The 25818-nt window shown below is 71.4% G+C and carries 24 protein-coding genes; 6 read left to right on the forward strand and 18 right to left on the reverse strand.

Annotated features, from left to right (window positions below; genetic code table 11):
* Positions 1–16 precede the first annotated feature (16 nt).
* A complete protein-coding gene (locus ACZ6SA_RS19520; protein ID WP_465829361.1) occupies positions 17–1090 on the reverse strand; it encodes a hypothetical protein in 1074 nt (357 codons plus the stop codon).
* A 397-nt stretch (positions 1091–1487) separates the two neighbouring features.
* Between ACZ6SA_RS19520 and ACZ6SA_RS19525 the strand changes: the two genes are divergently transcribed.
* A complete protein-coding gene (locus ACZ6SA_RS19525) occupies positions 1488–2375 on the forward strand; it encodes a helix-turn-helix domain-containing protein (RefSeq protein WP_465829530.1) in 888 nt (295 codons plus the stop codon).
* A 1-nt stretch (position 2376) separates the two neighbouring features.
* Here the strand turns inward: ACZ6SA_RS19525 and ACZ6SA_RS19530 are convergent, their stop codons facing one another.
* The 3 genes from ACZ6SA_RS19530 to ACZ6SA_RS19540 all read right to left on the reverse strand — a co-directional run bounded on the left by ACZ6SA_RS19530 (position 2377) and on the right by ACZ6SA_RS19540 (position 5361).
* On the reverse strand, positions 2377–3198 hold the full coding sequence (locus ACZ6SA_RS19530) for an SAM-dependent methyltransferase (RefSeq protein ID WP_347647845.1): 822 nt from the start codon (positions 3196–3198) through the stop codon (positions 2377–2379).
* A 130-nt stretch (positions 3199–3328) separates the two neighbouring features.
* The gene (locus tag ACZ6SA_RS19535) at positions 3329–4492 is read right to left on the reverse strand and encodes a glycosyltransferase family 4 protein (RefSeq protein WP_347647844.1); all 1164 of its coding nucleotides are present in this window, start codon (positions 4490–4492) and stop codon (positions 3329–3331) included.
* Positions 4489–5361, reverse strand: coding sequence for a sulfotransferase family protein (locus ACZ6SA_RS19540; RefSeq protein ID WP_347647843.1), 873 nt, complete (start codon positions 5359–5361; stop codon positions 4489–4491). The genes ACZ6SA_RS19535 and ACZ6SA_RS19540 overlap by 4 nt, the downstream gene beginning before the upstream one ends.
* A 250-nt stretch (positions 5362–5611) precedes the next feature.
* On the opposite strand from ACZ6SA_RS19540, the gene ACZ6SA_RS19545 reads away from it, so the two are divergent.
* Positions 5612–6949, forward strand: coding sequence for an acyltransferase family protein (locus ACZ6SA_RS19545; RefSeq protein WP_347647842.1), 1338 nt, complete (start codon positions 5612–5614; stop codon positions 6947–6949).
* A 70-nt stretch (positions 6950–7019) separates the two neighbouring features.
* Here ACZ6SA_RS19545 and ACZ6SA_RS19550 read toward each other — a convergent pair whose 3' ends face one another.
* The 5 genes from ACZ6SA_RS19550 to aztB all read right to left on the reverse strand — a co-directional run bounded on the left by ACZ6SA_RS19550 (position 7020) and on the right by aztB (position 11408).
* Positions 7020–7196 carry a hypothetical protein gene (locus tag ACZ6SA_RS19550; protein ID WP_347647841.1) on the reverse strand — a complete coding sequence of 59 codons (177 nt, stop codon included), beginning with the start codon at positions 7194–7196 and terminating at the stop codon, positions 7020–7022.
* Between the two features lie 112 nt (positions 7197–7308).
* On the reverse strand, positions 7309–8478 hold the full coding sequence (gene aztD, locus ACZ6SA_RS19555) for a zinc metallochaperone AztD (protein WP_347647840.1): 1170 nt from the start codon (positions 8476–8478) through the stop codon (positions 7309–7311).
* Between the two features lie 22 nt (positions 8479–8500).
* Positions 8501–9415 (reverse strand): zinc ABC transporter substrate-binding protein AztC, encoded by a 915-nt coding sequence (aztC, locus tag ACZ6SA_RS19560; protein WP_465829365.1) that lies wholly within the window; start codon positions 9413–9415, stop codon positions 8501–8503.
* Positions 9412–10569 carry an ABC transporter gene (locus ACZ6SA_RS19565; RefSeq protein WP_465829367.1) on the reverse strand — a complete coding sequence of 386 codons (1158 nt, stop codon included), beginning with the start codon at positions 10567–10569 and terminating at the stop codon, positions 9412–9414. Before ACZ6SA_RS19565 ends, aztC begins: the two co-directional genes overlap by 4 nt.
* Positions 10566–11408 carry a zinc ABC transporter permease AztB gene (aztB, locus tag ACZ6SA_RS19570; protein ID WP_465829369.1) on the reverse strand — a complete coding sequence of 281 codons (843 nt, stop codon included), beginning with the start codon at positions 11406–11408 and terminating at the stop codon, positions 10566–10568. The genes ACZ6SA_RS19565 and aztB overlap by 4 nt, the downstream gene beginning before the upstream one ends.
* Positions 11409–11459: 51 nt before the next feature.
* Between aztB and aztA the strand changes: the two genes are divergently transcribed.
* Complete coding sequence (gene aztA / locus ACZ6SA_RS19575; protein ID WP_347647836.1) at positions 11460–12212, forward strand: zinc ABC transporter ATP-binding protein AztA; 753 nt, start codon at positions 11460–11462, stop codon at positions 12210–12212.
* Positions 12213–12259: 47 nt separating this feature from the next.
* Here aztA and ACZ6SA_RS19580 read toward each other — a convergent pair whose 3' ends face one another.
* Complete coding sequence (locus ACZ6SA_RS19580; protein ID WP_347647835.1) at positions 12260–13366, reverse strand: hypothetical protein; 1107 nt, start codon at positions 13364–13366, stop codon at positions 12260–12262.
* Between the two features lie 134 nt (positions 13367–13500).
* Between ACZ6SA_RS19580 and ACZ6SA_RS19585 the strand changes: the two genes are divergently transcribed.
* Entirely contained in the window at positions 13501–14511 is a 1011-nt protein-coding gene (locus ACZ6SA_RS19585; protein ID WP_347647834.1) for a helix-turn-helix transcriptional regulator, read from the forward strand.
* 88 nt (positions 14512–14599) lie between these two features.
* Here ACZ6SA_RS19585 and ACZ6SA_RS19590 read toward each other — a convergent pair whose 3' ends face one another.
* Positions 14600–17707: an AfsR/SARP family transcriptional regulator gene (locus ACZ6SA_RS19590; protein WP_465829373.1), complete on the reverse strand. Its 3108-nt coding sequence runs from the start codon at positions 17705–17707 to the stop codon at positions 14600–14602.
* A gap of 303 nt (positions 17708–18010) precedes the next feature.
* On the opposite strand from ACZ6SA_RS19590, the gene ACZ6SA_RS19595 reads away from it, so the two are divergent.
* Entirely contained in the window at positions 18011–18382 is a 372-nt protein-coding gene (locus ACZ6SA_RS19595) for a cupin domain-containing protein (RefSeq protein WP_347647832.1), read from the forward strand.
* 86 nt (positions 18383–18468) lie between these two features.
* Here ACZ6SA_RS19595 and ACZ6SA_RS19600 read toward each other — a convergent pair whose 3' ends face one another.
* From ACZ6SA_RS19600 to ACZ6SA_RS19625, 6 genes are all read right to left on the reverse strand, one after another.
* Entirely contained in the window at positions 18469–19668 is a 1200-nt protein-coding gene (locus tag ACZ6SA_RS19600) for a DUF1266 domain-containing protein (protein WP_347647831.1), read from the reverse strand.
* Positions 19669–19710: 42 nt separating this feature from the next.
* Positions 19711–20049 (reverse strand): ArsR/SmtB family transcription factor, encoded by a 339-nt coding sequence (locus ACZ6SA_RS19605; protein ID WP_347647830.1) that lies wholly within the window; start codon positions 20047–20049, stop codon positions 19711–19713.
* A gap of 73 nt (positions 20050–20122) precedes the next feature.
* Positions 20123–20941: an SAM-dependent methyltransferase gene (locus ACZ6SA_RS19610; RefSeq protein WP_465829376.1), complete on the reverse strand. Its 819-nt coding sequence runs from the start codon at positions 20939–20941 to the stop codon at positions 20123–20125.
* Between the two features lie 194 nt (positions 20942–21135).
* Entirely contained in the window at positions 21136–21873 is a 738-nt protein-coding gene (locus tag ACZ6SA_RS19615; protein WP_465829378.1) for a S1 family peptidase, read from the reverse strand.
* A gap of 145 nt (positions 21874–22018) precedes the next feature.
* Positions 22019–23092: a trypsin-like serine peptidase gene (locus ACZ6SA_RS19620; protein WP_465829380.1), complete on the reverse strand. Its 1074-nt coding sequence runs from the start codon at positions 23090–23092 to the stop codon at positions 22019–22021.
* Positions 23093–23215: 123 nt separating this feature from the next.
* Positions 23216–23506, reverse strand: coding sequence for a hypothetical protein (locus tag ACZ6SA_RS19625; protein ID WP_347647826.1), 291 nt, complete (start codon positions 23504–23506; stop codon positions 23216–23218).
* A 272-nt stretch (positions 23507–23778) separates the two neighbouring features.
* Between ACZ6SA_RS19625 and ACZ6SA_RS19630 the strand changes: the two genes are divergently transcribed.
* Positions 23779–24117 (forward strand): DUF3040 domain-containing protein, encoded by a 339-nt coding sequence (locus ACZ6SA_RS19630; protein WP_347647825.1) that lies wholly within the window; start codon positions 23779–23781, stop codon positions 24115–24117.
* A 97-nt stretch (positions 24118–24214) separates the two neighbouring features.
* On the opposite strand, the gene ACZ6SA_RS19635 is transcribed toward ACZ6SA_RS19630, so the two are convergent.
* Positions 24215–25723, reverse strand: a complete 1509-nt coding sequence (locus tag ACZ6SA_RS19635; RefSeq protein ID WP_465829383.1) for a serine/threonine-protein kinase — start codon at positions 25721–25723, stop codon at positions 24215–24217.
* Positions 25724–25818: the final 95 nt, after the last annotated feature.

Here is a 25818-nt window from a genome sequence, read left to right on the forward strand (position 1 = left end):
TCCTGCGCCTGGCCTCTCACGAGGACGACCGGACGCCGTCGAGCACGATCCGGGTGAGCCTGGTGACCAGCGCGCACGACACGGGCGGCGCCTCGAAGCTCGCGTCCGCGTCCTCCAGCTCCAGCTTTCCGCTGGAGAGGCCGACGGTCACGTAGTGCGCGCCGTTCTTCCTGCTGTTCGTGGCCCGCCGCAGCTCCACGGAGTTCTGGCAGGACTTGGAGACCTTGTAGTCGGACCTGGAGTTGAGGGTGTAGAGGCCGTTCATGGTGAGCCGCCGGTTCTTGACCTGCTCGGTCGACTCGCCGCCGGTCTGGCGCTCGTGAAAGGCCAGGCCTGAGGCGAGCGTGAGCTCCTGGTTCTTCGCCTTGTTCGCCAGCTGCAGATCGCAGCTGTACGGGCCGGAGTAGCGCACGTCGATGAGCGTGTACGAGCGGCCGATCGCGGCGAGCAGGTCGTCCTTGCGCGCGCACGGGTCCTTGCCCATGATGCCCACCGCCCGGCCCTTCCTCGGCGGCAGCTTGAGGACCCTGTCCATGACCGCGCCGAGATACTGCTTGGCGGCGGCGCAGCGCTGCGGCCACTCCTGGCTCTCCTCGCCGCGCGGCGGGGTCTTCAACAGGTCGAGGGCGAACGCGCTGCCCTCCACGCCCTCATAAGGCACCTTGTAGTGGCAGCTGCGGTGGCTCGCGCTGTCGGTGGAGTATTCCTCGCGGTAAATCGTGCGCCCGTCGAGCTTCTCCTGCTCGGCGTCTTCCGCGTCCTTCTGCTCGAAGTGCGTGTGCAGATCGATTTTGAAGCTGTAAACGCTCTTGGAGGCGTCGGAGTATCCGGTCAGGTACTGGCATTCGGTGATGCCCGACCCGCGCACGACGAGCTGCTCGGGGCCGTACTTCTTCAACATGGAGTGCGGCACGAGCTCGCACGGGTCGGCCGCCCGCACCCGCTTGAAGTGCGCGAACAGAGGGCCGTCCCCGGCGAGTGGGTCGTTCTTCGGCTGGAGGGGCTCCTCGCTCGGGCTCTCCTCCCGGCTCTGCGCCGGGGGGTCGTCGCCCGGCCGCTCCGCCCCGCGCCGGGAGCCGAGCTCGATCACGCCGCAGCCGCTCAATACAACGGCGGAGCCGAGCACGGCGGCAAGTGTTCGTACGCCTTTACTGACATATTTCGAATTATTTTGAAATGTTGTCGAATTCATAGCGGGACGTCACGGTACAGCAAAGGGGTTGGCCCCTTCAAACCGGCGACGGGTTCAGGGCGGGCGCAGCCCGAGGAGCTCGCCGAGGTGGTGATCATTTCGTGCCCTGGATGATCTCTTATGGCCCCGGGACGGCGAAGAGAGCGAAACGCATGTCCCGTATCCGGGCAATGGCGGTGTGTCGCCCGCTCGCTCCGAAATATGGTGTTTGAGGGGCGCCTGCGTGGCAGGATTGCCGGTGGGCGGCCCGGGGTGATGTGCCGAATTAGGAGCATTTATGTCGACTGCTCGTGAGATGAGCGATCCGACCGATATACCTGACAGGGATTCTCTGCAGCCTGGACCCACGGCGCTGCGCATATTGGTGGGGACACAGTTGCGCCGGCTGCGGGAGTCACGGGAGATCAGCCGCGAAAAGGCGGGATATACCATCCGCGGCTCCCATTCGAAGATCAGCCGGATGGAGGGCGGGCGCAGCAGTTTCAAGCTGCGCGACGTGGCCGACCTGCTCACCCTGTACGGCGTGGCCGACGACGCCGAACGCCAGGCCCTGCTCGTCCTCGCCGAGCAGGCCAACGCGCCGGGCTGGTGGCAGGACTACCGCGACGTGATCCCCGACTGGTTCGAGCCCTACCTCGGGCTGGAGCAGGACGCGGCGCTGATCCGTACGCACGAGATCCAGTTCGTCCCCGGCCTGCTGCAGACCGAGGACTACGCCCGCGCGGTCTTCGTGCAGGGCCACAAGGACGAACCCGCCGAGCTGATCGAGCACCGCGTCGAGCTGCGGATGCGCCGCCGGCGCATCCTGTCCGAGCCCGCGTCGCACAAGCTGTGGGCGGTCCTGGACGAGGCCGCGCTGCGCCGCCGCGTCGGCGGCGAGACGATCATGCGCGACCAGCTCCGCCACCTCGTCGAGCAGGCCGAGCTGCCGCACATCACCCTGCAGGTGATCCCGTTCAGCATCGAGGGCGCGGCCGGCGGCGCCGGCCCCGTCACCATCCTGCGCTTCGCTCAGGCGGAGCTGGACGACGTGGTCTACCTCGAACACCTCGCCGGCGCGCAGTATCTCACCAAGGACTCCGAGGTCCGCCCCTACCAGCACCTGATGAACGAGCTCAGCGTGCAGGCGCCGCCGCCGTCGGAGACCCCGGAGATCCTGCGTCAGATCATGGCCACGATGTAGGTCACCGCTTGCGGGCGACCCCGCACAGCGCGTCGACCTCTTCCATCGGGGCGAGCGGGTCGGGGTCGGGGCGCCACAGCGGCAGGGACACCACCCCGGGCTCCACGAGGTCCATGCCGTCGAAGAACGCGGCGAACCGCTCGGGGGTGCGCAGGTTGTAGGGGACGCCGCCGCCCGAGTTGTAGTCGTCCTGGGCCTGGTCGAGCGCCTCGCCGGTGACCAGGTTGACGCCGTCCCACAGGGCGAGGTGGCTGCCGGGCGGCAGGGCGTCGACCAGCCCTCGCACGATGTCGTGGGCGCCCTCCTCGTCGGTGACGTAGCCGACGATGCCCATCAGCATGAGCGCGACGGGCCGGTCGAGGTCGAGTGTCCTGGCGGCGGCGGAGACGATCGCGCCGGGGTCGCGCAGGTCGGCGTGGACGTAGTCGGTGGCGCCTTCCGGCGTGCCGACCAGCAGGGCGCGGGCGTGCGCGAGCACCAGGGGATCGTTGTCGACGTAGACGACGCGGCACGACGGATCGGCCCGCTGGGCGACCTCGTGCGTGTTGTCCACCGTGGGCAGCCCGGTGCCGATGTCGAGGAACTGGCGCACGCCCGCCTCGTTGACCAGATGGCGCACGATGCGGGCGAGCAGGTGCCGGGACAGGCGGGCGATGTGCACGATGTCGGGGAACGCCTGGCTGAACTGGTCGCCGGCCACGCGGTCGACGTCGTAATAGTCCTTGCCGCCGAGCCAGTAGTTCCACATCCGCGCGGCGTGCGGCACGGACGCGTCGATGCCGGACGCGGCCACGTGACCGGTGGGAGGGGGTTCACCTGCCATGAGAGTGCTGGGCTCCTTCCGAAAGGGCCTGCGGAAATCTCAACCTAGCGTCCCGCCCGCTCCGAAAGGAGATCACGCACAGAGCCGCGGCGCCGGAGACGGCCGGCGCCGCACGATCTCTCGCCGCCGCTCAGCCGGCGGCGACCGGTTCGCCGTTGCTCAGGCTGGTGAACAGGCGCTCCCACTGCGGCATCACGACCTGCGGCGTGTACGCGTGGGCGACCTCGGCGGCGGCGGCGCCCAGCCGCCGGCGCAGCGCGGGGTCGCTCATCACCCGCCTGAGCGCCGCCGACAGCGCCTCGATGTCGCGCGGCGGCACCAGCACGCCGTCCACGTCATGCGTCAGCACGTCACCGGGGCCCGTCGGGCAGTCGAAGGCGACGATCGGCAGGGCGTGACCCATCGCCTCGATCATCGCCATCGGCAGGCCCTCGATCCGCGAGCTCAGCGCGTAGACCGACGACTGCGACAGCTCCTCGTGGATGCGGTCGCTGCGGCCCATCAGCCGGATTGCGTCGCCCAGGTCGAACTCGTCGAGCCGCTGCTGCAGCCGGTCCTTCGACGGGCCCGTGCCGAAGATGCGCAGCCGCCAGTCGGGGAACTCGGGCGCGATCGCGGCGTAGGCCTTGATGAGCATGTCGAAGCCCTTCTGGGGCACCAGCCGGCCGACGGCGATCACCACCGGACGGGTCAGGTCGGAGTGCTTGCGCCCCTCCATGTCGACCGCGTTCGGGATGCGCACGACCGGGGTTCCGGGCAGCAGCGGCCGGTATTCGTCGACGCTGGTCTCCGTCAGCACCGTCACCGCGTCGAAACGGCCGTAGTGCTTGGTGATGTCCTCGCGTACCGCCGGGTGGTAGGAGCCCAGGTTCATGTGCTCCTGCGCGACCCTGATCACCTTGCGCGAGCCGCGGCGCGCGGAGATGAGGTTGAGCGCCGGCCGGGTGGTGACCAGGATGCCGCCCTCAAGCCCGGACACGTAGTCGATGACCGCGCCCTCCACCCGCTCCGTGAAGTATTCGGCGGCGAACTCGCCGTACGGCACGATCTTGCCGCGGGCACGCCGCCACACCTTGCGGGCCAGCGAGTCGGCGGCGACGCCGTCGCGCTGGTCCACCAAGGCCCACACCCGCACGCGCTCGTCGATGGCGAACTGCGGACTGCTCCGCCGGCGTACGACGCTGACGATCTCGACGTCGTGACCCGCCTCGGCCATCGCGTTGGCCTGGTTGACCACCGTCCTGATGGTCCCGCCCATGCCGTACGCGTGCAGCAGCATGTATCGGATCTTCACGGTAGGTACTCCCACGTCCGGCACATGGCGTGCAACACCTCGGGAATCTCCGCCGGCTCGGGCAGGTCGCGGCCCTTCTGCACGGTGCCCGAACGGATCTTGTCCTTCCAGTCGCCGAGCCCCTTGGTCACCACGTCGGGCGTGCCGTAGGAGAGCAGCTCGGGCGCCCAGCCGATGCCGAGGAAATCGCAGATCAGGCGGCTGATCTTCTCCGGGTCGGCGGTCAGCTCCTCGTAGCGCACGGTCAGGCCGGGCAGCGCCTTCCTGGCACGCTCCACCGCCTTCATGTACCGCAACGCGTCGGCCGCCGCTTCGTCCGGCGTGCGTTTGCCGGGGCTGGCTTCGTACCAGGACGTCGCGATCGAGGCGGGGTGGCGCAGCAGGAACACGAACCTGGCATCCGGCCAGCACGCGGCGAGCCGTTCGTAGGCGAAGGCGTTGGCCGGCGTCTTGTCCACGATGTACCGCTTCCCGCTGCGTACCAGCTCGCGGTGGAGCACCCGGTCCCACAGCAGGTGCTCGATGTCGGCGCGGTTGTGCCCGAGCGCCTCCATCGCCTTCTCGGCCAGGGTCGTGCCGAAGTCCACGCTCAACCGGCGTACGTGCAGCTCGTGGGGGGCGTGCAGGTCCGGGTGCGCGTTGAGCATCGACCGCAACAACGTCGAGCCGGACCGGACGGGGGAGATCACGAACACCGGGGCCTCGAGCAGGCGATCGCGGGGGTCGGACGGCGGCCGGAAAGAAGTGTCGGGGGCGGCCTTCCTGGGCCGCTCGACGACCTTCTTCGCGTTCTCCGCTTTTCCTACCCGTTCGATCCGGAATCCTGCGTACTTGGCCAGCGCGCTGTTGAACGTACGCTGCCACATCATGGTGGGCGAGGTTACCTGCCCTTTCTGTGGATTACCTGAAAATCATCGCCGAACTCGATCGTGGCTCAAGAACACGCCATCTCACGGCAAGAAATGACCATGTGTCACGCCAAGAACACGCGATGCAAACCGTATGTCGAGGAAACATCACGGCTATTACCCGTGCCCATTTTCCCGTCGTTCCAGCGGGTACCTGCCGGGTTGGGTAGATGCTCCAGCATGAAAGAGCACACGGTGCGCTGAGGGCGCCATGGGAGCCATCGAACGGGCCGCGAGAGAGCTGCGGCGCAAGGCCGAGCAGACCCCTGCCCACCGCGACCGCCACGTCGACCTCCTGCGTGCCGTCGCGATCGCGGCCGTGGTGACCGGGCACTGGCTGGTGCTCTCGGTCAGCTACAACGGCGGCCTGCACGGGGTCAACGTCCTGGACGTCGTGCCGTGGACCCGGCCGCTGACCTGGTTGTTCCAGGTCATGCCGATTTTCTTCCTGGTCGGCGGGTACGCCAACGCCGCCTCGCTCGCCGCCCACCGCCGCGAGGGCGGCGGCGCCGCCGGGTGGACGCTGCGCCGTACCGACCGGCTGGTGCGGCCCACCACGATGTTGCTGGCGGTGCTCACGGCCGCCGGCCTGGCCGCCGGCGTCGCGGGGGTCGGCCCCGAGCTGGTCGGCATGGGGGTCTGGCTGGCGGGCATCCCGCTGTGGTTCCTGGTGGCGTACCTGTCGGCGGTGGTCCTGACACCGGTGATGCACGCGCTGCACCGCAGGTACGGGCTGGCCGTGCCCATCGTGCTGGTCGTCCTCGTCGCGGCGGGCGACGCGGGGCGGTTCGTGCCGTGGATCCCTTACGGCGGGGCGGGCAACTACCTGTTCGCCTGGCTCGCGGTGCACCAGCTCGGCTTCGCCTGGCAGGACGGGCGGCTGCCGGCCCGCCCGGCCGTCGCGCTGCCCCTGGCGCTGACCGGGCTGGCCGCCCTGGTGGGGCTCACCGTGTTCGGCCCCTATCCGGTCAGCATGGTCGGCGTGGCGGGGCAGGAGATCCAGAACACGTCCCCGCCCACCCTGGCCCTGCTGGCGCTGGCCACCGCCCAGACCGGCGTCGCGCTGCTCCTCCACGAGCCCGCCAACCGGTGGTTGCAGGGAGTACGGCAGTGGACGGCGGTCGTGGCGGTCAACTCGGTGATCATGACCCTGTTCCTGTGGCACATGACCGCCGCCGTGCTCGGCGTCCTGGCGCTCTACCCCACCGGGCTGCTGCCCCAGGCCGCCCCCGGATCCCTTCCGTGGTTGTTGTTGCGCATCCCCTGGCTGGCCGCGCTCGCGATCATCCTCGGTCTGCTCGTCGCGGTGTTCGGGTCCGTGGAACGGCGCAGCGGCCCCAACGCGCCCCCGGGACGCGGCGCCGCTGCTCTGACCTTCGCCGGGATGGCCGCCGTCGTGGGCGGCCTCCTCGCCGTCGCCCTGGCAGGGCCCGGCAACCACGGTCCCGCCGGCTTCCCCACGGCGGCTCTGATCGGCTATTTCGCCGGGGCCTCGCTCCTGCGGATCTTGAGGAGCGGCTTCCCCGGCCGCTCCCGGCCGGACCCCTGACGTTCGAGGCCGGCCCGGGTCCCCCGACCCCCGTCCGAGGAGGTTGCACGGGCCGAGTACGGTCACGCGCTCAGGTCACGCGGGTGCCGTCCGTGCCGTCGCCGTACTCGCGGTCGAGCGTGCCGACGCCGTACTCGCGGTCGAACGTGCCGCCGCCGGAGTCGCGGTCGGCCATCGCCGGGGTCGCGAACAGCGCGGCGGAAAGCGCGCCGAGCGTGATGCCCGCCGCGATACGTGAGATCTTCACCAGTCACTCCTCTCGTGAGGGGAGCCGCTCCCCGTTCACGTCATCGAGTCTTGGCGGGTCGCGCGGGCCAGGACCAGGCCGCGAGCCGGACATTCGCCGGACATTGCGGCGTTCAGCCGGCGCCGCTGAGCTCGTTGGGGCTGCGCGGCAGGGTGGTGCTCCTGACGACCTTCCCGGACGCGAGGTCGATCGCGTGCACCTTCCTGGTCGCCGGGTCGCTCACGTAGACGCTCCGGCCGCGGACGAAGATGGCCGGCCGCGGCTGCTGCCAGTCGATCGGCTCCTTCCACTCGCCCATGACCTCGATCGACCTGACGACCCTCGCCTCGGCGGGGTCGATGACGTGGACGCGGCCGTCGGTGCCGAGCACGAGGGCCTCCCCCTGCGGCCCGCGGGCCAGCGAGCGGAAGGTGTAGCTCGTCCCGAGGTCAAGCAGCCGCATCGTGCCGGCGGCGGTGTCGATGAGCGAGACCTGCGTCGGGCGCTCCAGCTCGGCGTCGGGATCCTTCTTGTAGTCGCCGAGAACGATGGGGGAGACGTCGGAGCCCGCCTGGTTGCCGATGCGGCCGTACTCGTCGGGGCTGTCGACCTTGGTGAACTCGCCGTCCTTGTAGATGAGCACGCCGTCCTCGCAGCCGACCACGACGGCCTCGTCCAGCGCGGTGGCCTCCCCGTGGACGCCCGGGCAGTCCTCGCTGCGCGCGATCTCCTTGCGCGACCTGTCGAGGACGAGCAGGCCCGTCCGCTTCTCCTCGGTGCCGAGGGAGACGACCAGCTCGCCGTTCTCCAGCTGGAGCGCCACACCGTGGTGGGGCGCGGCGGCGGTGTAGACCTCGCCTTCCGGCAGGCCCCCGGCCAGGTCGGCGGGGTCGAACACGGTCACCTCGCCGGTGCCGTCCGAGAACAGCACCGTGGTGCCGCCGTGCCTGACGACGTGGCCCGGCTTGCTGCCCTTGAACTCGTCGTCCTTCAGCGCCGGGGTGACCGCGTCGAGCACACGGAAACCGGTCGCGGTGGAGACCATCACGTGCCGCTCGTCACCCGCGGGGTTGACCCGGTTGAACCCGGCCAGCGGGATGTCCTTGGCCAGCCGCAGGCTCTGGCCGTCGAGCACGTAGAGCCCGCCGTCGTAGGTCACCACGATCGGATCCGTCACGGGCGGCTGAGGGGAGGAGGCGGCGGGCGGCGCGGCGCCGGGCGCAGGGGCGGGCGGCGCGGTTCCGCACGCGGCCAGCAGGGCCGCGGCGGCGACCAGAACGGGAAGGGATGTCCTGACGGTCATGAGTGTGCCTTTCTCTGGGGGTTCAGCGGCCGTTGAGGCCGTCGACGATGGCTTTCGTGTTGGTGCGGACCATGTCGAGGTAGGTGGTGGCGCCCGCCGTGCTGCTCAGCGACTCCGAGAACAGGGGGACGACCTTGACCCGCACGCCGGCCTCGGAGGCGAGCACCTGGGCGAGCCGGTCGGGCTGGGAGGAGTCCGCGAAGATCGCGTTCACCTTCGTGCGCTGGACGGCGACCTTCAGCGACTGCAGGTCCGAGGCGCTCGGGGAGGCCAGGGTGGTGCCGCTGGGGATCACCGCGCCGACGACCTCGAAGCCGTAGCGCCGCGCGAAATAGCCGAAGACATGGTGGTTGGTGACCAGCTTGCGCGCGGCGGGAGGGACGGTCGCGACCTGCTCCGCCACCCAGGCGTCCAGCCGCTCGACCCGCTCGCGGTAAGCGTCGGCGGCGGCCCGCACGGCGGCCGGATCGGCGCCGTCCACGTGCGCGATGACCTGCTCGGCGATCAGGTCGACGGCCCTGGCCATGCGCCGCGGGTCGGTCCAGAAGTGGGGGTCGAGCTGCCCGGCGCTCTCGTCGCCGGCGAAGCGGAGGGGTTCGACGCCCTCGGCGACGGCCAGCGTGGGCAGGCCGGCGTCCGCGGCGGCCCGTACGTTCCGCAGGACGCCCTCCTCCAGGCCGAGCCCGTTGTGGACCACGAGGTCCGCGCGTTCGATCAGCGCGGCCTCCTGGGCCGAGACGCCGAACGAGTGCGGGTCGGAGTCGGGCTTCATCAGCACGGTCACCTCGGCCTCGCCGCCGGCGACGGCGCGGGTGACGTCGCCGAGGATGTTGGTGGTGACGACCACCTGGGGCCCCCGCGCGTCCTGGCCGGCGCATCCGGCCAGCGCCGCCAGCACGACGGCCGCCGCGACGCAGGCGGCCCTGCGCGCCCTCATCGCCCGGTCTCCGTCATGTGCGCGGGCGCGAAGCCGGGCTCGAACGTGCGGGCGTGCCTGAGGCCGTCGTTGTAGTCGATCTCGTGCACGGCCCGGCCCGCCGGGTCGTTGACGTACGCGCGGGCGGCGTCGACCTCGATGGACGGCGCGCCGGTCAGCGGCGTGCGGAGCACCATCGTGCCGGCCTGTTCCTTCCCGGAGCCCGGGTCGTACGCGCGCAGCGTGCCGTCACCTGTCAGGACCAGGACCGGCATCCCGTCCCCCGCGGCGTTGACCGCCACGGCGGGCCCGGTCCTGATCCGCCGCCACGTCCTGGCGGTGACGTCGAGCACCCACACGCCCGCGTCGCCGGCCCTGGCCGCCAGGATCGTGCTGCCAGGCCGGTGCCGGAACTCCGTGGCCCGCCGGCCGGCGGACGGCACGCGCGGGTAGGGGATCCGCACGATCTCGAACGCGCCGTCGTCCTCGGTGACGAGCACGGCGCCGCCGGCGCAGCCGATGATGACGCCGCGCCTGGTCACCGCCGTTCCCGCCGCGTCCGCGCAGGCGCCGATGGCCTGGCCCGGCTCGCCGGCCCGCGTCACGAGCCGCACCTCGCCGCCATCGGCCACGATCACGTGCTCCGCGTACGGCACCGCGGCGGCGGCCGTGAATCTGGCGGTCTCCGCCAGCGTGCCCTTCTCCATGCGGGCGCGGTCGAGCAGCATGACCGTGCCGTCGGAGGAGCGCACGGCGGTCACGGCGGCGTCGCCGGCGATGGTGTACGGGGGCCGCCCGCGCAGCGTGCCGAGGTCGCGGGGCGCCGCCCGGTAGTAGTGCACGTGGTCGCCGTGGTCGACGGTCCACGCGCCGGTGTCGATCACCCGGAGCCCGCCCGTGGCGGTGGTGAGGTAGGCGAAGCGGCCGTCGCCGGTCACGCTCTCGACCTGCTCGACGTCGGCGACCGGTGACACCTTGCCGGTGAGCAGGTCGAGCACGCGCACGGCGCCCGCCCGGTCACCGGCCAGCAGCAGCCGCGACTGGGGCTCCGGCATCTCCTCGGCGCCCGCGACGTACCCGTGCGGGGTGCGGGCGGCCGTGCTCTGCTGCGGTTGCCGCCCGCACCCGGCCAGCAGGAGCAGCCCGGCGAGCGCCGCGGCGACGGCGGCCCTCATGACGGCGCTCCCGTACGGGCCGCGAGGCGGTGTCTCAGCAGGCCGGCCGCCGCGGAGACGAAGAACAGCGCCACGGCGACGGCGGCGATGGTGGCGCCCGCCGCCGTCGCCGCATGCCAGGAGACGACGAGCCCGGCCACGGTCGAGACGATCCCGAGCAGCGCCGCCCCGAGCATGATCTTCGGGATGGCCCGCGCCCACAGCGCGGCGGCGGCGGCCGGCGCGATGAGCAGCCCGAAGACCAGCAGGGTGCCGACGATGTGGAACGAGGCGACGATGGCGACCGTGACCAACCCGACCAGCAGCACCTGAGCCGCCCGCGGGCGCAGGCCGAGCGTGTGGGCCTTGCGGGGGTCGAACGCGAGCGCGACGAACGCCCGGTGGCCGAGCGCCGCCACCACGACGGTGACCGCGAGCGCGGCGCCCAGGCCCGCGAGGTCGTCCCCGCGGACCGCGAGCACGTCACCGAACAGGAACGCGGTCAGGTCGACGGCGAACGACCGGGAGTGGGAGACGACGATCACGCCCAGCGCCAGCATCCCGGCGAAGAGCAGGCCGATGCCGGTGTCCTGGGACAGCCGCGGCGACCTGCCGAGCACGCTCACGCCCAACGCCATCCCGGCGGCGCTGAGCAGCCCGCCGACGAGCACGTTCACCCCCGTCAGGGACGCGAGCGCCACGCCCAGGAGCATCCCGTGGGACATCGCGTCGCCGAGGAAGGCCATGCCGCGCAGCACGACCCAGGTCCCGGCGATCGCGCAGATGAGGGAGACGAGGACGCCCGCCCAGAGCGCCTGCCGGACAAATGACACCTGGAAGGGATCAAGCAGCCAATCCATGACAGCCACACTACAATGAAAACCGTTGTCGTTTTCAAGTGGAGGTTGGCCATGAAGCTCGGCGATGCGGTCGCCATCCATGACGTCGTGGCCGGATTCGGCCGCAGGACGGTGCTGCGCGGGATCTCGGCCGGACTGCCCGCCTCGGCGGTGACGGCCGTCGTCGGCCCGAACGGCTCGGGCAAGTCCACGCTGCTCGGCGTGCTCGCCGGCGTCATCAGACCGGTACGCGGGCGGATCGAGCGCGACCGGCGGCGCCCGGGATACGTGGTTCAGCGCAGCGCGGTGCCGGACGCCCTGCCGCTCACGGTCCGCGACGCGGTGGCGATGGGCCGCTGGGCGCTACGCGGGCCGTGGCGGCGGCTGACGGCGGCCGACTGGGCGGTGGTCGACGCCTGCATGTCTCGCCTGGGCATCCTCGACCTGGCCGGGCGGCAGCTGGGCGCGCTGTCGGGAGGGCAGCGCCAGCGGGCGCTGGTCGCCCAGGGGCTGGCCCAGGAGCCGGGGCTGCTCCTGCTCGACGAGCCGGCGACGGGGCTCGACGTGGAGGCCGGCCGTCTCATCGGCGGCGTCGTCGACGAGGAGAGCGCGGGCGGTGTCACGGTGGTCCACGTCACCCATGACCTGGCCGCGGCCATGAGAGCCGGCCACTGCCTCCTCCTCGACGGTGGCCGGCTGGTGGCGCAGGGCCCTCCCGGCGAGGTCCTGACGCCGGAGGCGCTGCGGGAGGTGTTCGGCGGCTCTCATCCACAGCCTGTGGGCGCCGTGACAGCGCCTCCCGCCACCCTGGAACCGGAAGGGTGACGGGAGGCGCGCGGCGGAAAGGTGCGCCGGTCTCTCTCGCGGGGCGGTCAGACCTCTTCGGCCACCCCCAGGTACATCACGCTGGAGTCGGCGGGGTTGAAAGCGATCGAGGTGACCCGGTCGTAGGCGTTGTGCCGGATGGTGACGTTGTCGCGCCAGAAGTCGTACCGGTAGATGTCGGTGCCGAGGGAGGACCAGCCGGTGCCCCACACGAAATAGAGCACGCCCGGGTCCTTCGGGTGGGCGGCGAGCAGCGGCCCGTTGGGGATCGTGATGCCGTTGCCCTGGTCCACGACGGGGACGAAGCGGCGGCCTCCGTCCATCGAGCGGTAGATGTGCCGGCCGCCGGACGGCGCGCCCGCGTGCAGCTCGTCGAGGTCGAGCCCCATCACGTACACGACGTTCGGCGAGGTGGGCGAGATCGCGGCGCTGAACACGTTGACCTTCCCGCCGGACGCGCTCAGCCCTTTCGCGGTCGTCCAGGTGCGCCCGCCGTTGGTGGTGACGCGCACCCCGGTGTTCGACGCGCCCAGCACGACGTGGTTGAGGTTGTGCGGGTCGAACACCGCCGTGTAGACGCTGCGCAGCTCGTCCTTCTCCCAGGCCGGCACGCCGATGGGCTGCCACGTGCGCCCGCCGTCGCGCGACTCGTGCAGCTGCCCGTCGCCGTCGGCCACCCGCAGCTGGTCGCCGTGGCGGCGGTGGGTGCCGAGCCCGGCCAGCCTGTCGGCCGGCGAGGTCAGCGGCGTGACCCCGTCGGTCGTGGCGAGCGAGAGGTGGCCCTCGCGGTCCCACGCGTAGGCGCGGTCGCCGCGGGCCGCGGTCAGCTCGATGTTCGAGCCCGCCACCTCGCCCACGGGTTCCCACGTGCAGCCGGCGTCCGAGGAGCGCGACAACTGGTTGTTGGCCAAGGAGAGCAACGTGTCAGGGCGGTCGAGGGTGACCAGGCCGTTGGTGTAGACGACCGGCTCCAACGTCTTGCTGGTCGGTGTGATGGTCTTGCCTTCGTCCCGCGTGTACGTCACCGTGCCGTCGCCGGTGACCGTCTCGCAGGAGGGCTGGTGCCAGCGGCCGAAACCGTCAGCGGACGCGGGCGTCGGGGCCGACACGACCGCGAGCGCGGCCGTCAACCCGATGGCGAAAGCCTTCTTCAAAGCTGCCTCCCTGGCAGGCATGGGTGCGAAACATCAACAGGTCCATGTCCGTCCTACCGGGAAGCGGATCGCCGAGGCCAGCTCAGCGGTTGGCAGCTTTGCGACATTTCATGAATATGACATGCTTGTGGATCGTGGACCCGCATGACAACGCACTCGCGGCGGTCGGCGTCGACGCCGAGGACGAGCAAATATACCGTGATCTGCTGCGCCGGCCGCGCGCGACGCTGCACGAGCTGGCCGCGCACACCGGGCGCACCACGGTGGCTCTGCGCCGCGCGTTCGCCCGGCTGGAGGCGCTGGGTCTGGTCAGCCGCATGGCGGGGCGACCGGTCCGGTTCCTGGCGACCCGGCCGGACGTGGCGGTCTCCGCCCTCATCTCGCGCAGGGAGGAAGGGCTGGCGCAGGCGCGGCTGGCAGCGCTGGCGATGCTCGCCGAGACCCCGCGCACGGAGAACCACTCGCCCGAGGAGCTCGTCGAGGTCGTCCAGGGCCGGGCGGCCGTGGTCCAGCGGTTCACGCAGCTCCAGCAGGCGGCGACCGGGGAGATCCTGGTACTGGACCGGCCACCGTACGCGCAGGATCCCAGCGAGCAGAACGTCGCCGAGATGGAGCGCCTCGCGTACGGCCTGCAGGTCCGCGGCATCTACGACGCCTCCGCCCTGGAGATCCCCGGCAAGCTGCGCCTCGCCCAGGAGTCGGTGGCCGCGGGCGAGCAGGCCAGGGTCAGCCCCGAGGTGCCGATGAAGCTGGCCATCGCCGACCGGCGGATCGCGATCCTGCCGCTGAGCACCGACGAGTCCGCCCATGCCGACAGCGCGGTCATCGTGCACTCCTCGACGCTGCTCGACGCGCTGGTCGCCCTGTTCGAGGTGTTGTGGAGGTCGGCGCTGCCGCTGCCGGCCAGACCGCTCGACGCGCCGTCCGGCGGCCCGGCCGACCTTCCCGACCCCGAGCTGTTCACGCTGCTGGCGGCCGGGCTCAAGGACGAGGCCGTGGCGCGCCAGCTCGGAGTGAGCCTGCGTACGGTGCACCGGCGGGTCAGCGAGATGATGGAGCGGCTCGGCGCGCGCACCCGCTTCCAGGCCGGGCTGCTCGCCGCCCGCCGCGGCTGGTGGGGCGAGGACGGCCCCCGACCCGGCTAGGGCCACCGCCCGAGGCCCGGCTGTTCGTCCATGGCATGGCTCCAGCCGCCCGCGACCCGGCTGGGCCCGCCGCCGTCCCCTTCTGCGCTCAGGCGGTCACGGCGAGCGCCGCCTTGACGGCCTGCTCGTGCCAGCCCGTGGCGCCGATGCCGGCGAAGATGTCCGCGGCCTGCCGGAAGCAGCCGATGCTCCCCTCGCCTTCGAGATGGCCGAGCGCGAGGAGAACGCGGCCCTCGATCAGCCTGTCACCCACCTGGCGGGCGATCCCCAACGCTCTGCGCAGGTCGGCGGCGGCCGCGACCAGCTCCCCACGGTCGTGCCGTGCCTCGCCCAGCGCGTGCAGCGCGTACGCCTGGCCCACCAGGTCGTTCAGGTCGATGGTGATGGCCAGGGCCTGCTCGCCGTCCCTGACGGCCTCGGCGTGCAGGCCCTGGCGGCGGCGGACCTCCGCTCTGCGCTTGAGCAGCTGCGCCTGCGACAGGGCCCGGTTCGTGTTGATGACCAGCGCACGATCCAGCAGCCGCGCGGCCTCCTCCAGCCGGCCTTCGAGCATGTGGATGTGCGAGAGGAAACCCAGCCCGTGCGCCAGCGACATGGCGTCGCCGACCTGCTCGAACAGCCCCAGCGCGCGTTCGAGCTCCGCCCTGCTCCTACCCAGGTCACCCTGGAAGAGATGGACGGTGCCGAGGTGACGGAGCACGATGGCCTGGCCGGGCACGTCCGCGAGCCGCTCGAACAGGCCGAGCGCCGCGCGCAGGAACCCGGTGGCCTGCGGCAGCCGCCGCAGGACGAGGTGGAGCGAGCCGATGGAGTAGAGCATGGCGGCCTGGCCCGGCAGGTGGGAGGCGGCACGGCAGGCCTCGAAGGCCCTGGTCGCCACCGCCTGCCAGTCGGTGAAATAGGCGCGACACTCGAACAGGTGCACGTAGCTGGCCACCAGGTCGCGGCTCAGGTCGGCGAGTCCCAGCTCGGCGCACTGCGACACCGCGGCGACAAGCGTCAGCCGCTCGCTCTCCAGCCACGCCAGCGGGTCGCTCAGCAACACCGCCTGAGCCGCCTCGCCGGGCAGCCAGCGCGGCGCGTCGCCGCGCGGAACCCTGCTGTACTGGTGGCCGTAACGCAGGTCGCGCGCCTTCTCCGCCAGACCGAGCAGCCCGCCGAAAGCCCGGCACAGCGCGGCCGACGCTGCGCCCGGCGGCCCAGCCGAGGCCTGCTCGCGGGCGAACAGGCGGATCAGATCGTGGAAGCGGTAACGCGGCTGACCGGCCCCGTCACTACCGAGCGGCTGCAGCAGCTGGGCGTCCACCAGCTGTTCGAGCAGCAGTTCCGCGTCCTGGACCGACGTGTCCAGCAGCGCCGCCGCCAGCCAGGGCGCGAACCCGCCCGGGGTTTCCACCATCGCGAGCCAGCGGAAGGCCAGGGCGGCGCGCTCCGACAGCTCGCGGCAGGACAGCTCGATGCTCGCCCTGACCTCGAAGTCGCCCCGGCTGAGCTGGTCCAGCCGGTGGTGTTCGTCGGCCAGCCGCTCGGCCATCTCGGAGAGCGACCACCGCGGCCTCGCCGTCAGCTTCGCCGCCGCGATGCGCAGCGGCAGCGGTGACCTGTCGCACAGTGTCGCCAGCCGGGTCGCCGCCTCGTGCTCGGCCGACACCCGCTCGGCTCCCACCACGCGTTCGAGCAACTCGACCGACTCCTGCTCGCTCAGGACGTCCAACGGCACCTGCAGCGCGCCGTGGCTCACGGCCAACCCCTCCAACCGGCGCCGCCCGGTGACGATCACGCAGCAGTCCGGCGTGCCGGGCAGCAGCGGGCGCACCTGCGCGGCCGACTCGGCGTTGTCCAGCAGGACCAGCACCCGCTTGCCGTCCAGAGTGCTGCGGAACAGCGCGGTCCGCTCCTCCAGCGCGGGTGGAACCGCCGTCCCCGGCACCCCGAGCGCGCGCAGGAAACGCTCCAGGACGGCCGACGGCTCCGCCGACCTCCTGTCCCGGTCGTAGCCGTGCAGGTTCGTGAACAACTGACCGTCGGGGAACCGCCCGGCCACCTCCTGGGCCCACCGCAGGGCGAGCGAGGTCTTGCCCACCCCAGGGGCGCCGCTGATCACGGCCACCGGCAGGCCGTCCCGCTGCGGCCGCGTCAACCCGTCGAGCATCCGGATCTGCGGCGTACGGCCCACGAACGCCGACACAGCCGGCGGCAACTGGGCCGGACGTACCTTGACCAACGCAACGGGCTGGTCCACCTGAGCACCGGACGCGCCCGGCTGCGCGGTGGACGCGCCGGGTGGCGCGGTGGATGTGCCGGGCTGCGCGGTCGACCCTCCGGGTGGTGCGATGGACTGGCCCGGTGGACCGGACGGAGCGGTGGACGTCGGTACGGATGGCGTGCCGGTTGGGACGGCGGGCGTGCTGGGCGGCGGCGCGGGTGGGTCCTCGTGCGCTGTGCCGGCAGGGGGCGGTCCTGCCAGGATCGCCTGCTGGAGGTCCCGCAGAGCCTGTCCCGGCTCCAGACCGAGCTCATCCAGCAGGTGCCGGCGCCCCTGCTGGTAGCTTTCCAGCGCGTCGGCCTGCCGTCCCGAACGCCACAGCGCCAGCATCAGCCGCTCGCGCAGCCCTTCGCGCAGCGGGTGCTCCTCCACCAGCCCGGCCAGCCGGGCCACGGCCTCGCGGGGACGGCCGCAGGCCAGCTCCGCGTCGGCCCACTCCTCGGCGATGTCGAGCCGGGCGTTCTCCAGGCCGCGGGCGGCGGCGGCGATCTCGGTGGTGTCGATCTCGGCCAGCACCGGGCCGCGCCACAGGTCGAGCGCCCGTGCCAGCGTGGCCGACGCCTCCTCCGGCCGGCTCGCCCGCCGGGCGGCGGCGGCCTGCTGCCGCGCCTCGTGCGCGTCCAGCCATACGTCGTCGGTGAGCAGGCGGTAGCCGACCCGCTCGGTGGTGATCAGCTCCGCGTCCCGGCCGGCGGCCCTGACCGCCTTGCGCAACGTGTGTACGTGGATCGCGACCTGGTTGCGCGCCGAGCCGGGCAGGCGATCCCCCCAGATCGCCGTCACCAGCCGGTCGAGCGGCACGATCCGCCCGGCGTCCAGCAGCAGGGCGGCGAGCAGCGAGCGCGGCCGCGGGCCGCCCAGCTTGACCGGACGCCCCAGGCAGCTCGCCTCCAGAGGCCCGAGGATCCGGAATTCCATCTGTGTTGTCATGTCATCCCCCGTCGACCGTTCGATTGCCGTCTCCCCCTAGCGGCCGGGCCATCATGAATCGGTTCGAAATCACCCCTAAAGCCGGGGCCCTTAGCCTCGCACCTCGGCCTGACATGGCGTACCAGTTACGTAACAGGGAGGCATGAACAAGGCCGGATCCCGAGGAGGCCCGGGTGGCGGTCACCGGTGACCGTGCCGGTTGGACGGGCTCAGGTGAGAGGGCGATTCCGGGCGAGGAGGTTTACCTGGCCCTGCGATCAGGCAGGAGGAAAGCCCGTACGAACCCTGGAGCAGGAGCTGACCGTGCACCATTTCACCATCGCGACCGTTGCCGAGGAGAGCGCCGACTTCCGCCGCGTGTTGTGGACGGGGGAGAAGAGCCAGCTGGTGATCATGACCATCCCGCCGGGCGGCGAGATCGGCGACGAGGTCCACGAGGGCATCGACCAGATCCTGACGTTCGTCTCCGGCGTGGGCGAGGCCCGGGTGGGCGGCGAGACCAGGGAGGTACGGCAGGGCGACCTGGTGGCCGTCCCCGCCGGGACCCGGCACAACTTCGTCAACACCGGCGTGAACCCGCTGGTCCTCTACACCGTGTACGGCCCGCCGGAACACGCCGACGGGGCCGTGCACAGGACCAAGGAGGAGGCCGACCGGGCCGAGCACGCCGCCTGACCCCGCCGCCCCTCCCGGGCCGCCACCCGCGAGCGTCCGGCGTTCATGGGATGGGCTCGTTGCCCTGTCGGGTGGGCGGAGAGGGCCTACCGGGGGGCGTCGAGAGCGAACGGGATGTTACGCCAGGGGCTGCCGGGATCCTGGGTGAGGATGCGGTGCGGGGTGAGCGCGGAGCCGTACATGTGGCCGAACGCCTCGTCGTCGAAGCGCAGCACCCGACCCAGGACGTAGCCGGCGGAGAACGACTCCCACGTCTCGTACACCTGCCGGGTCAGCTCGCCGGCCTTGGTCACGACCTGCTCCACCTCGAACGGCTCGGCGAAGCGGGCACTCAGCCCCCAGCGCGCGAAGTTCACCGCCCGGCCGAAGTCGTAGCCGAGTGCCGAGGTCACGTACCCGTCGGGCGGCAGGATGCCGTCGGCGCGGAACCGGTCCTCGTAGCGGGCGATCCGCCCGATCAGCTGCATCATGGCGTCGATGCCGGGCGGGCCCATGCCCTTCTGGGCGAGCACGCCGGCCGCCGCCTGCTGCCACATCGACGGGTCGCGGTGCGAGCCCGGGTACTGCCGGGCCAGATCGCTTCTCACCTGGAGCAGGAACTCCGGCTCGACCGGGCTGTTGCGTCCCTCCAGCAGGGCGGTGACCTGCGTGTGCCAGCCGCCGCGGTCGGTGACGCCCCAGGACTCGCGCAGGGTCTCGACGTCGCCCTCGTAGTGGGTGTAGACGTCGCCGATCTCGTTCCAGATGACCCCGTTGTGCACCGCGAGGTGCCCGCCGCAGGCCAGCCCGTGGGCCAGCGGCCCGTGCAGGGGGCCGGTGTACCTGGTGAGCAGCTGGTCGGCGTCGTGCTCGCGCTTCGGGACGCTCTTCTTGAGCGACTTCCAGTGCCGGCGTTGGCGCTTGGCGTCGTTGAAGTACGCACCCGACGGGCTCCCCGGGTTGACCAGCAGCCCCTGCAGCTCGCCGCCCCACCACTCCTCGGGAGGGAAGGGCAGGCCGACCTCGCAGGCGACGGCGTCGTGCCGTCTCGGGGGCAGCTCGCCCCGGGTGTAGACGACCAGGCAGTCCTTGCCCTCGGGCCCCTGCTCCGTCAGCCAGTTGACGACCAGCTTGCGGCTGTCGACGCGGTCTTTGGGCTTGTAGGAGAACGTGTCGACGCCCAGCAGGACACTCACGTACGCGTCCCAGTCACCGCGCGACTTGGCTTCGAACAGTGCCCGCTCGACGTCGGTCGGCGGCACCCAGGGCGGTCCCTGGCCCTGCGGGTTGTTGATCGGCATTCCCATGCAGGCGACCTTAGTGAACAAACTCCACGTAAAGGGGCGAAATCACAGGTCCCTCTCGGCGTTCCGGAGCTCGGCCGGCAGCTCGTCCTGCCCGGCGATCACGTCGGTGAGGATCCGGCGTGCCGAGCGCATCAGCTCGGCCACGTCTCCGCTGCTCAGGTCATAGACGGCGGTGGCGCCCCTCCGGGTCGCCGTCACGATCCCGGTCCGGCGCATCACCGCCAGATGCTGGGACAGGTTGGAGGGCTCGACGTCGATGGCGCCGAGCATGTCGCGCACTGACCGGGGTCCTTGCTGCAGGAGCTCCAGCACCCGGATGCGTACGGGGTGGCCGAGCGTACGGAAGAACTCCGCCTTCGCCTGGTGAAGGGGCACAGACATGCGTCAACCTTTGGTTGCCGAGCTCCGCATGGCTCACATGCGGGCTGGAGGTTGTGCGGGGGCCCGGAGGGCGTCAGGCCTTTCGGCCGACGCCGCCGTAGAGCCACTTCGTGGCCTGCGGGGCAGGGTCGGAGGGGTCCGGGTGCCAGTTGTCGATGGTCACCAGCCCGGGCTCGACCAGGTCGAAGCCGTCGAAGAAGCGGGCGATCTCCCCGTGCCCGCGGAAGAAGATCGGCGTCGGCGTCCTGGCGTAGACGGCCTCGATCTGGGCGACCGCCTCCGGCGAGTGGGCCTCGGTGGTGACGTGGGTGGCCGTGAGGTGGCTGCCGGCCGGCAGGGCGTCGTGCAGCTGGCGCATGATCGGGCCGCGTTCGTCCAGGGTGAGGAAGTGCACCATGGCGATCATGAGGACGCCGACCGGCTCGTCGAAGTCGATGAGCTTGACCGTCTCGGGGTGGCCGAACACGTCGGCGGGGCGGCGCATGTCGGCGGCGGCCACGCTGGTGTTGTCGTCGGTGGCCAGGAGCGCGCGGCCGTGCTGCAGCACCACCGGGTCGTTGTCGACGTAGACCACGCGGGAGTCGGGGGCGATCTCCTGGGCGATCTGGTGGGTGTTGCCCACGGTCGGCAGGCCGGAGCCGATGTCGATGAACTGCCGGATGCCGTTGCGGGCCATGTAGCGCACGGCGCGGCGCAGGAAAGCGCGGTTCTCCTGGGCGAGCTGGCGGATCTCGGGCATCGCCTTCTCGACCTGCCGCACGGCCTCCCGGTCGATCTCGAAGTTGTCCTTTCCTCCGAGGTAGTAGTCGTACATCCGGGCGACGCTCGGCCTGGTGACGTCGATGCTCGTCGGTCCGTTGGGCCCCTGCTCCACCATTTCCCCGACCTCCACGGTAGATCATTTCTTACTCAAGTTAGCGCAGTAGGGCAGGTCGAGGTGTAAAGAAGGCGTCATTCGACACCGAACCCGCCAAAGACCCCGGATGGTGCGATCGTTCGCCGACGGTCACGGGGCGCCGCGGCCACGGCGCCCCGTGTGGCGGTCGTGTCGTACCGGTGCAGGGTCCTGGCAGGGCTGGGGTGGCGCTACGGGAGGGTGACGTACTCGTCGAGGAATCTCCGGGCCGTGGGGGTGTCCAGGCGGTAGTCGTAGTTGGTGCCACGGCAGGCGTCGTCGGCGCCGCTGATCGAGGTGGCGACGAGGAGGTGCGACTCGGGACCGCCGAGGAAGTTCGGGCCGCCGGAGTCACCGAAGCACGTGCTGCCGTCGCCTTCGGCCTTCAGTGACAGGTCGAGCCACCGGCGCGAGAGGTTCTTGAAGGAGATGGTGGCCTGGTTGCGGGTGTCCGGGTAGTGGAACCGCGGGGCGTCCTTCTTCTTCCTGGTGGGGTTCAGCGAGCCGTAGCCGACGGGGGTGAAGGCCGACTTCTGCAGCTTGCCCTCGGCTTCGAGCTCGTCGAGCATCCCCTCGCGGGGGAGCTGGGCGGGCTTGATGCCCGGGATGGGCTTGTCGAAGAGGACCACGGCCATGTCGTGCAGGGCTGATTCGTCCTTGAAGCGGGGATCCGGCACGTAACGCCCGGTGTAGTACGCGGTCCCGGGCTGGTAGCGGTCGGCGAAGGTGACCCTGGCGGTCTCCTGCCCGCGCTCCCCGCAGTGGGCGGCGGTGAGGAAGACGGTGGGCGCGATGAGCGTACCGGTGCAGTAGGCCCATGAGCCGTCGGGGTGCGCCTTCTTCGCGATGAGAGCGCCGACTTCGGGGTGTGCGTTTCCGTCGGCGACGCCGTTGGTGATGGCTGCTGCCGGCGCTGAGGGGCTCATCATCAGGGCAGCAAAAATCATGATAAAAAGGACGAAACGCATTAAATGAGTATAAACACCCCTGTCCTCTCCATGAAGATGAGGGGAAAAGATCTACTCATGCCGTTTCCGGCCCGGATCCGGAGCGGATCCAGGCCGGGAACACCCTTCAGAGCGCGTTGGTGTTCTGGGCGGCGCGGTAGACGGCCATCGCCTCGTCGCCGAAGAACGGGCCGAACATGAAGTCCGGGGCGAAGTTGTACTTGAAGCTGTTGACGGAGTTCAGCCAGCCCAGCCCCGTGGACTCGTCGAACCCCTGGAACCACGGGCCGCCGCTGGCACCCCCGGTCATGTTGCAGCGCAGCCCCAGGTCGCGCGTCTGGACGGTGTCGTTGAACGACCGCCCGCTGCAGTAGATCAGCTCGGAGCCGTCGAACGGCTCCGCGGCCGGATACCCGAACGAGAACATCTGCCGGATCCGCGGCTGGTTGAACGCCACCCCCTGCCCGCCCACGACGTCGGTCAGCGTCCGGTTCTGCAGCGGCGCGACCACGGCGGCGCCGACGTCGAAATTGATGTCCTCGCGCGCGTTCCACTGCTGGGTGGTCAGCAACCTGCTGGCCACCCAGGTGCCGAACGGCCGCTGCCCCTCATCGAAGGCCGGGACGAACGCCCAGTTGCGGTGGAACTGGCCGTTCAGCTTCACGCAGTGCCCCGCGGTCATCACCACGCTCTCGTTCGCGCTGGTCACGGCCGTGCCGGAGCAGGAGGAGTTCTGGCCGTCGGCGGTGGTGAAGAAGACCCGGCCGGTGGTGCGCACCACCGCGCCCGCGTCGGTCCACCGCAGGCCGGGGCTGTTGGGCACCGCGGCCTGCCGCCTGACGGCCGAGGTGGCGCCCGTGTCACGGGACGGGGTGGTGGAGGAGCCGCGCGTGGTCCACGAACCGCGGGTGTCGCGGGTGGCCGAGGTGCCGCGGGCCGACCAGGGGTTGCCCCGGGAGGGCTGCTCCGACCGGGCGGTGCGCCGCGGCGCGGGCGACGACAGCGGCTGTGCCGCGAGCATGCGCTGCCGGGTCCAGTACTGCGAGACGGTCCTGCGTTCCGACCACGAGTCCGTGGCCGACCACCTGACGGGCCCGTCGCGGTCAGGGCCGCTCAGGGCGCCGGCCTGCGCGGCTCCCGCGGGCGCCAGGACGCCGGTCACGACCGCGGCGGCGGAGAGCAGGGCGACTCTGCGGTGCATTACGTACCTCCCGAAAACCGGAATCTGCCGATTGGAGGTACGCATGGCGACATCCATGTCGCTCAAGGCATGCGCAGATTGATATGGCGGCGCTACAGCACGGAACGGCCACGAGACCGTGCGTCACCGCTCGCGGTGCGCCGCCTCCTGGAGTGAGCGCCGGTGCTCGGCGAGCAGCCGCCCGTTGTGCCGGATCTGGACCGCCTCGTACGGGCAGAGCTGCCGCGTCACGTACGTCCTGGCGATCGCGTCCGCGTCGGCCCGGCCGACCCCCCAGCCGACCGTGTTCCATTGCGCCTGGCCGTCGTCTCCCGTGGTGTCCAGGACGACGATCTCGAAGAGCTGGCCGGTGGGCGGAGGCGTGCAGGCGGTATGCCCGCGATATTCCTCGCGTGGCCGGTGCGGGACAGTCACGCCACTCCTTTCCGCCGGGACGAAGCCGGCAGCGATCTCAGGGCTGGGCGAACACGGGCATGCCCTGGCCCCTCGGGCGTAAACATGGCAAGAGATCTGGCTGGTAACGGTAACGGGCGATTCGCGGCGAACGCCCCGGGTAGGAGCGCGGCGGCTGACCAGCATCGCCCCGGCAGGGGCGGCGCGAAGGACCGTTCCCCCCTGGCAGGACGAGGGAGAACGATGTGACCAGCTTCACGCCCGGCGACCAGCCGCCGGCCCCATAGCCGACCATGAGCCTGTCGGACTGGGAGCGAAGGGCCCTGGCCGAGATGGAGCAGGAGCTCCGCCGGGAGGACCCTCCATTCGCGCACCGCATCGACGCGCTCAACGCGTCGCCGTGCCGCCTGAGCCCGCAGCGGTTCGCCTGCCAGGTGTCCGCGTGCGAGGTCGTGTGCGTGTTCCTCACCGTGGTCGTGCTCGTTGGGCTGTGCGTGCTGGTCATCCTCACCGCGGGCCCTCGCCAGGCCCCGCCGCCGTCCCGGATCGGCGGTCCCGGCATGGCCACCGGCCAGCCGGCCGCACCGCCGGGCGCCCGCGCGGGAACGCCGCAGCCCGCCGCCCCGCCCTGACCGCGAGCGGGTGCGCGCCCCGGCCCCGGCGGGCGCCAGGCCGGGCGTGGCCGCGCAGGCCGGGTGGAGCGTCCGGCGGGCGCATGCGGGTGGAGCGTCAGGCGGGCTGGTAGTCGCGCATGTAGCGGGCCACCTTGGTGGTGTAGTCGCGCCACTTCGGCGGCACGCCGTTCGCCTGCTTCAGCGGGGCGACGCCGCTGCGGTAGAGGGCGGCGAGCTTCAGCGCGGGATCGCCGGGGATCTTCGTGACCTGAGGGCCGAGCCGGCACATGAACCGCCCCATGGAGACGATCGACAGCTCGGGGCTGAACGGCGGCGACGGCTCGGGACGCTGGAGGCCTCCAGGCTGCCAGTGCCACAACACCGCGGGGGTCCACCGGGCGATGCCGTACTCGTCGTTGGCCTTGTCGGACAGGTCGGGGTCGAAACCGGACTCCGCCTTGAGCATCGCGGCGATCAGCGCCGGGCTCAGGCCGGGCAACTCGCAGTAGGTGCCGGCCTGCACGATCAGCCCGCGGTATTCGTCGGGGATGTCCGAGCCGGTGCGCAGGTGGCCGCCGGTGGACGACACGGTGGACGACACGGTGGACGACACGGTGGACGACACGGCCGGCGAGCCGGCCGTCGTGCTCGGCTCGGGTGGCGGATCGACGGGCGGCGACGCGGTCAGCGCCACGGCCGTCACGGTCGCGGCGGCCACGACGACTCCGGTGCCGGCGACGATCGCCGTACGCCGCCCCGGCCGCCGCGGGCCCTCGTGCGCCTTCTCCTCGGGCGGTTCGCCGTCGTCAGCCGGAGCGGGCACGGGGAGGGGCTCGGGAACGGTGGACGACCTCAGGGCCGCGCCGAACGCGGCGGCGTCGGGCCAGCGGACCTCCCGGTCGGGATCCAGGGCCCGCATCACCGCGACGTCGACCACCTCCGACACCTCGGAGTTCAGCGCGCCGGGCGGCACCCGGTGCTCCGGCTTGGCGGGCACCTTCCCGGTGAGCATGTGGTACGCCAGCGCGCCCAGCCCGTGCACGTCGGCGCGCGCGTCCGGAGCCCCGTCGAAGTAGAGCTGCTCGGGGGCCTGGTAGCCGGGCGATCCCGCGGGCAGTGTCAGCCCGCTCAGATGGTCGGTCGACCGCGCGATGCCGAGATCGGCCACCATCACCCGCTCGCCGCCCTCGGGACGGGAGCAGAACAGCACGTTCGACGGCTTCAGATCGCGGTGGACGACCCCGATGCTGTGGAGCACGGCCACGCCCTGGCAGATGTCCCGCATCACGCCGAGCGCCTCGTCGACGGGGAGCGGGCGGCTGGCCAGGCGCTCCGCCAGGGTGCCGCGGTCGGCGTACGTCATCACGAAGTAGGGCCGGCCGTCGTCGAGTTCGCCGATGTCGAAGACCTGCACCAGCAGGTGGGAGTCGGCCCTGCGCAGCAGGCGCGCCTCCTGCAGGAAGCGCTCGCGCACGTCGGTCTTGCGGGCCCAGTTGTCCGCCAGGATCTTGACCGCCACGGGCGAGCGCAACTCGTCGTCGTGCGCCAGATGCACGGAGGCGAAACCCCCGACGCCGATGAGCTGCTCGATCCGGTAGCGACCTGCGTGGGATGGCGCCGTCATTCGGCTCATCATGGCCGATGGGCACGGGGTTCGTCCACGTCACCTCGCAGCTGACAGGTTTACCCGATCTGAGGTGGCGTCCAGGATCGGGTTGC

It is taken from the genome of Nonomuraea sp. NPDC049378 (genome assembly GCF_055586745.1).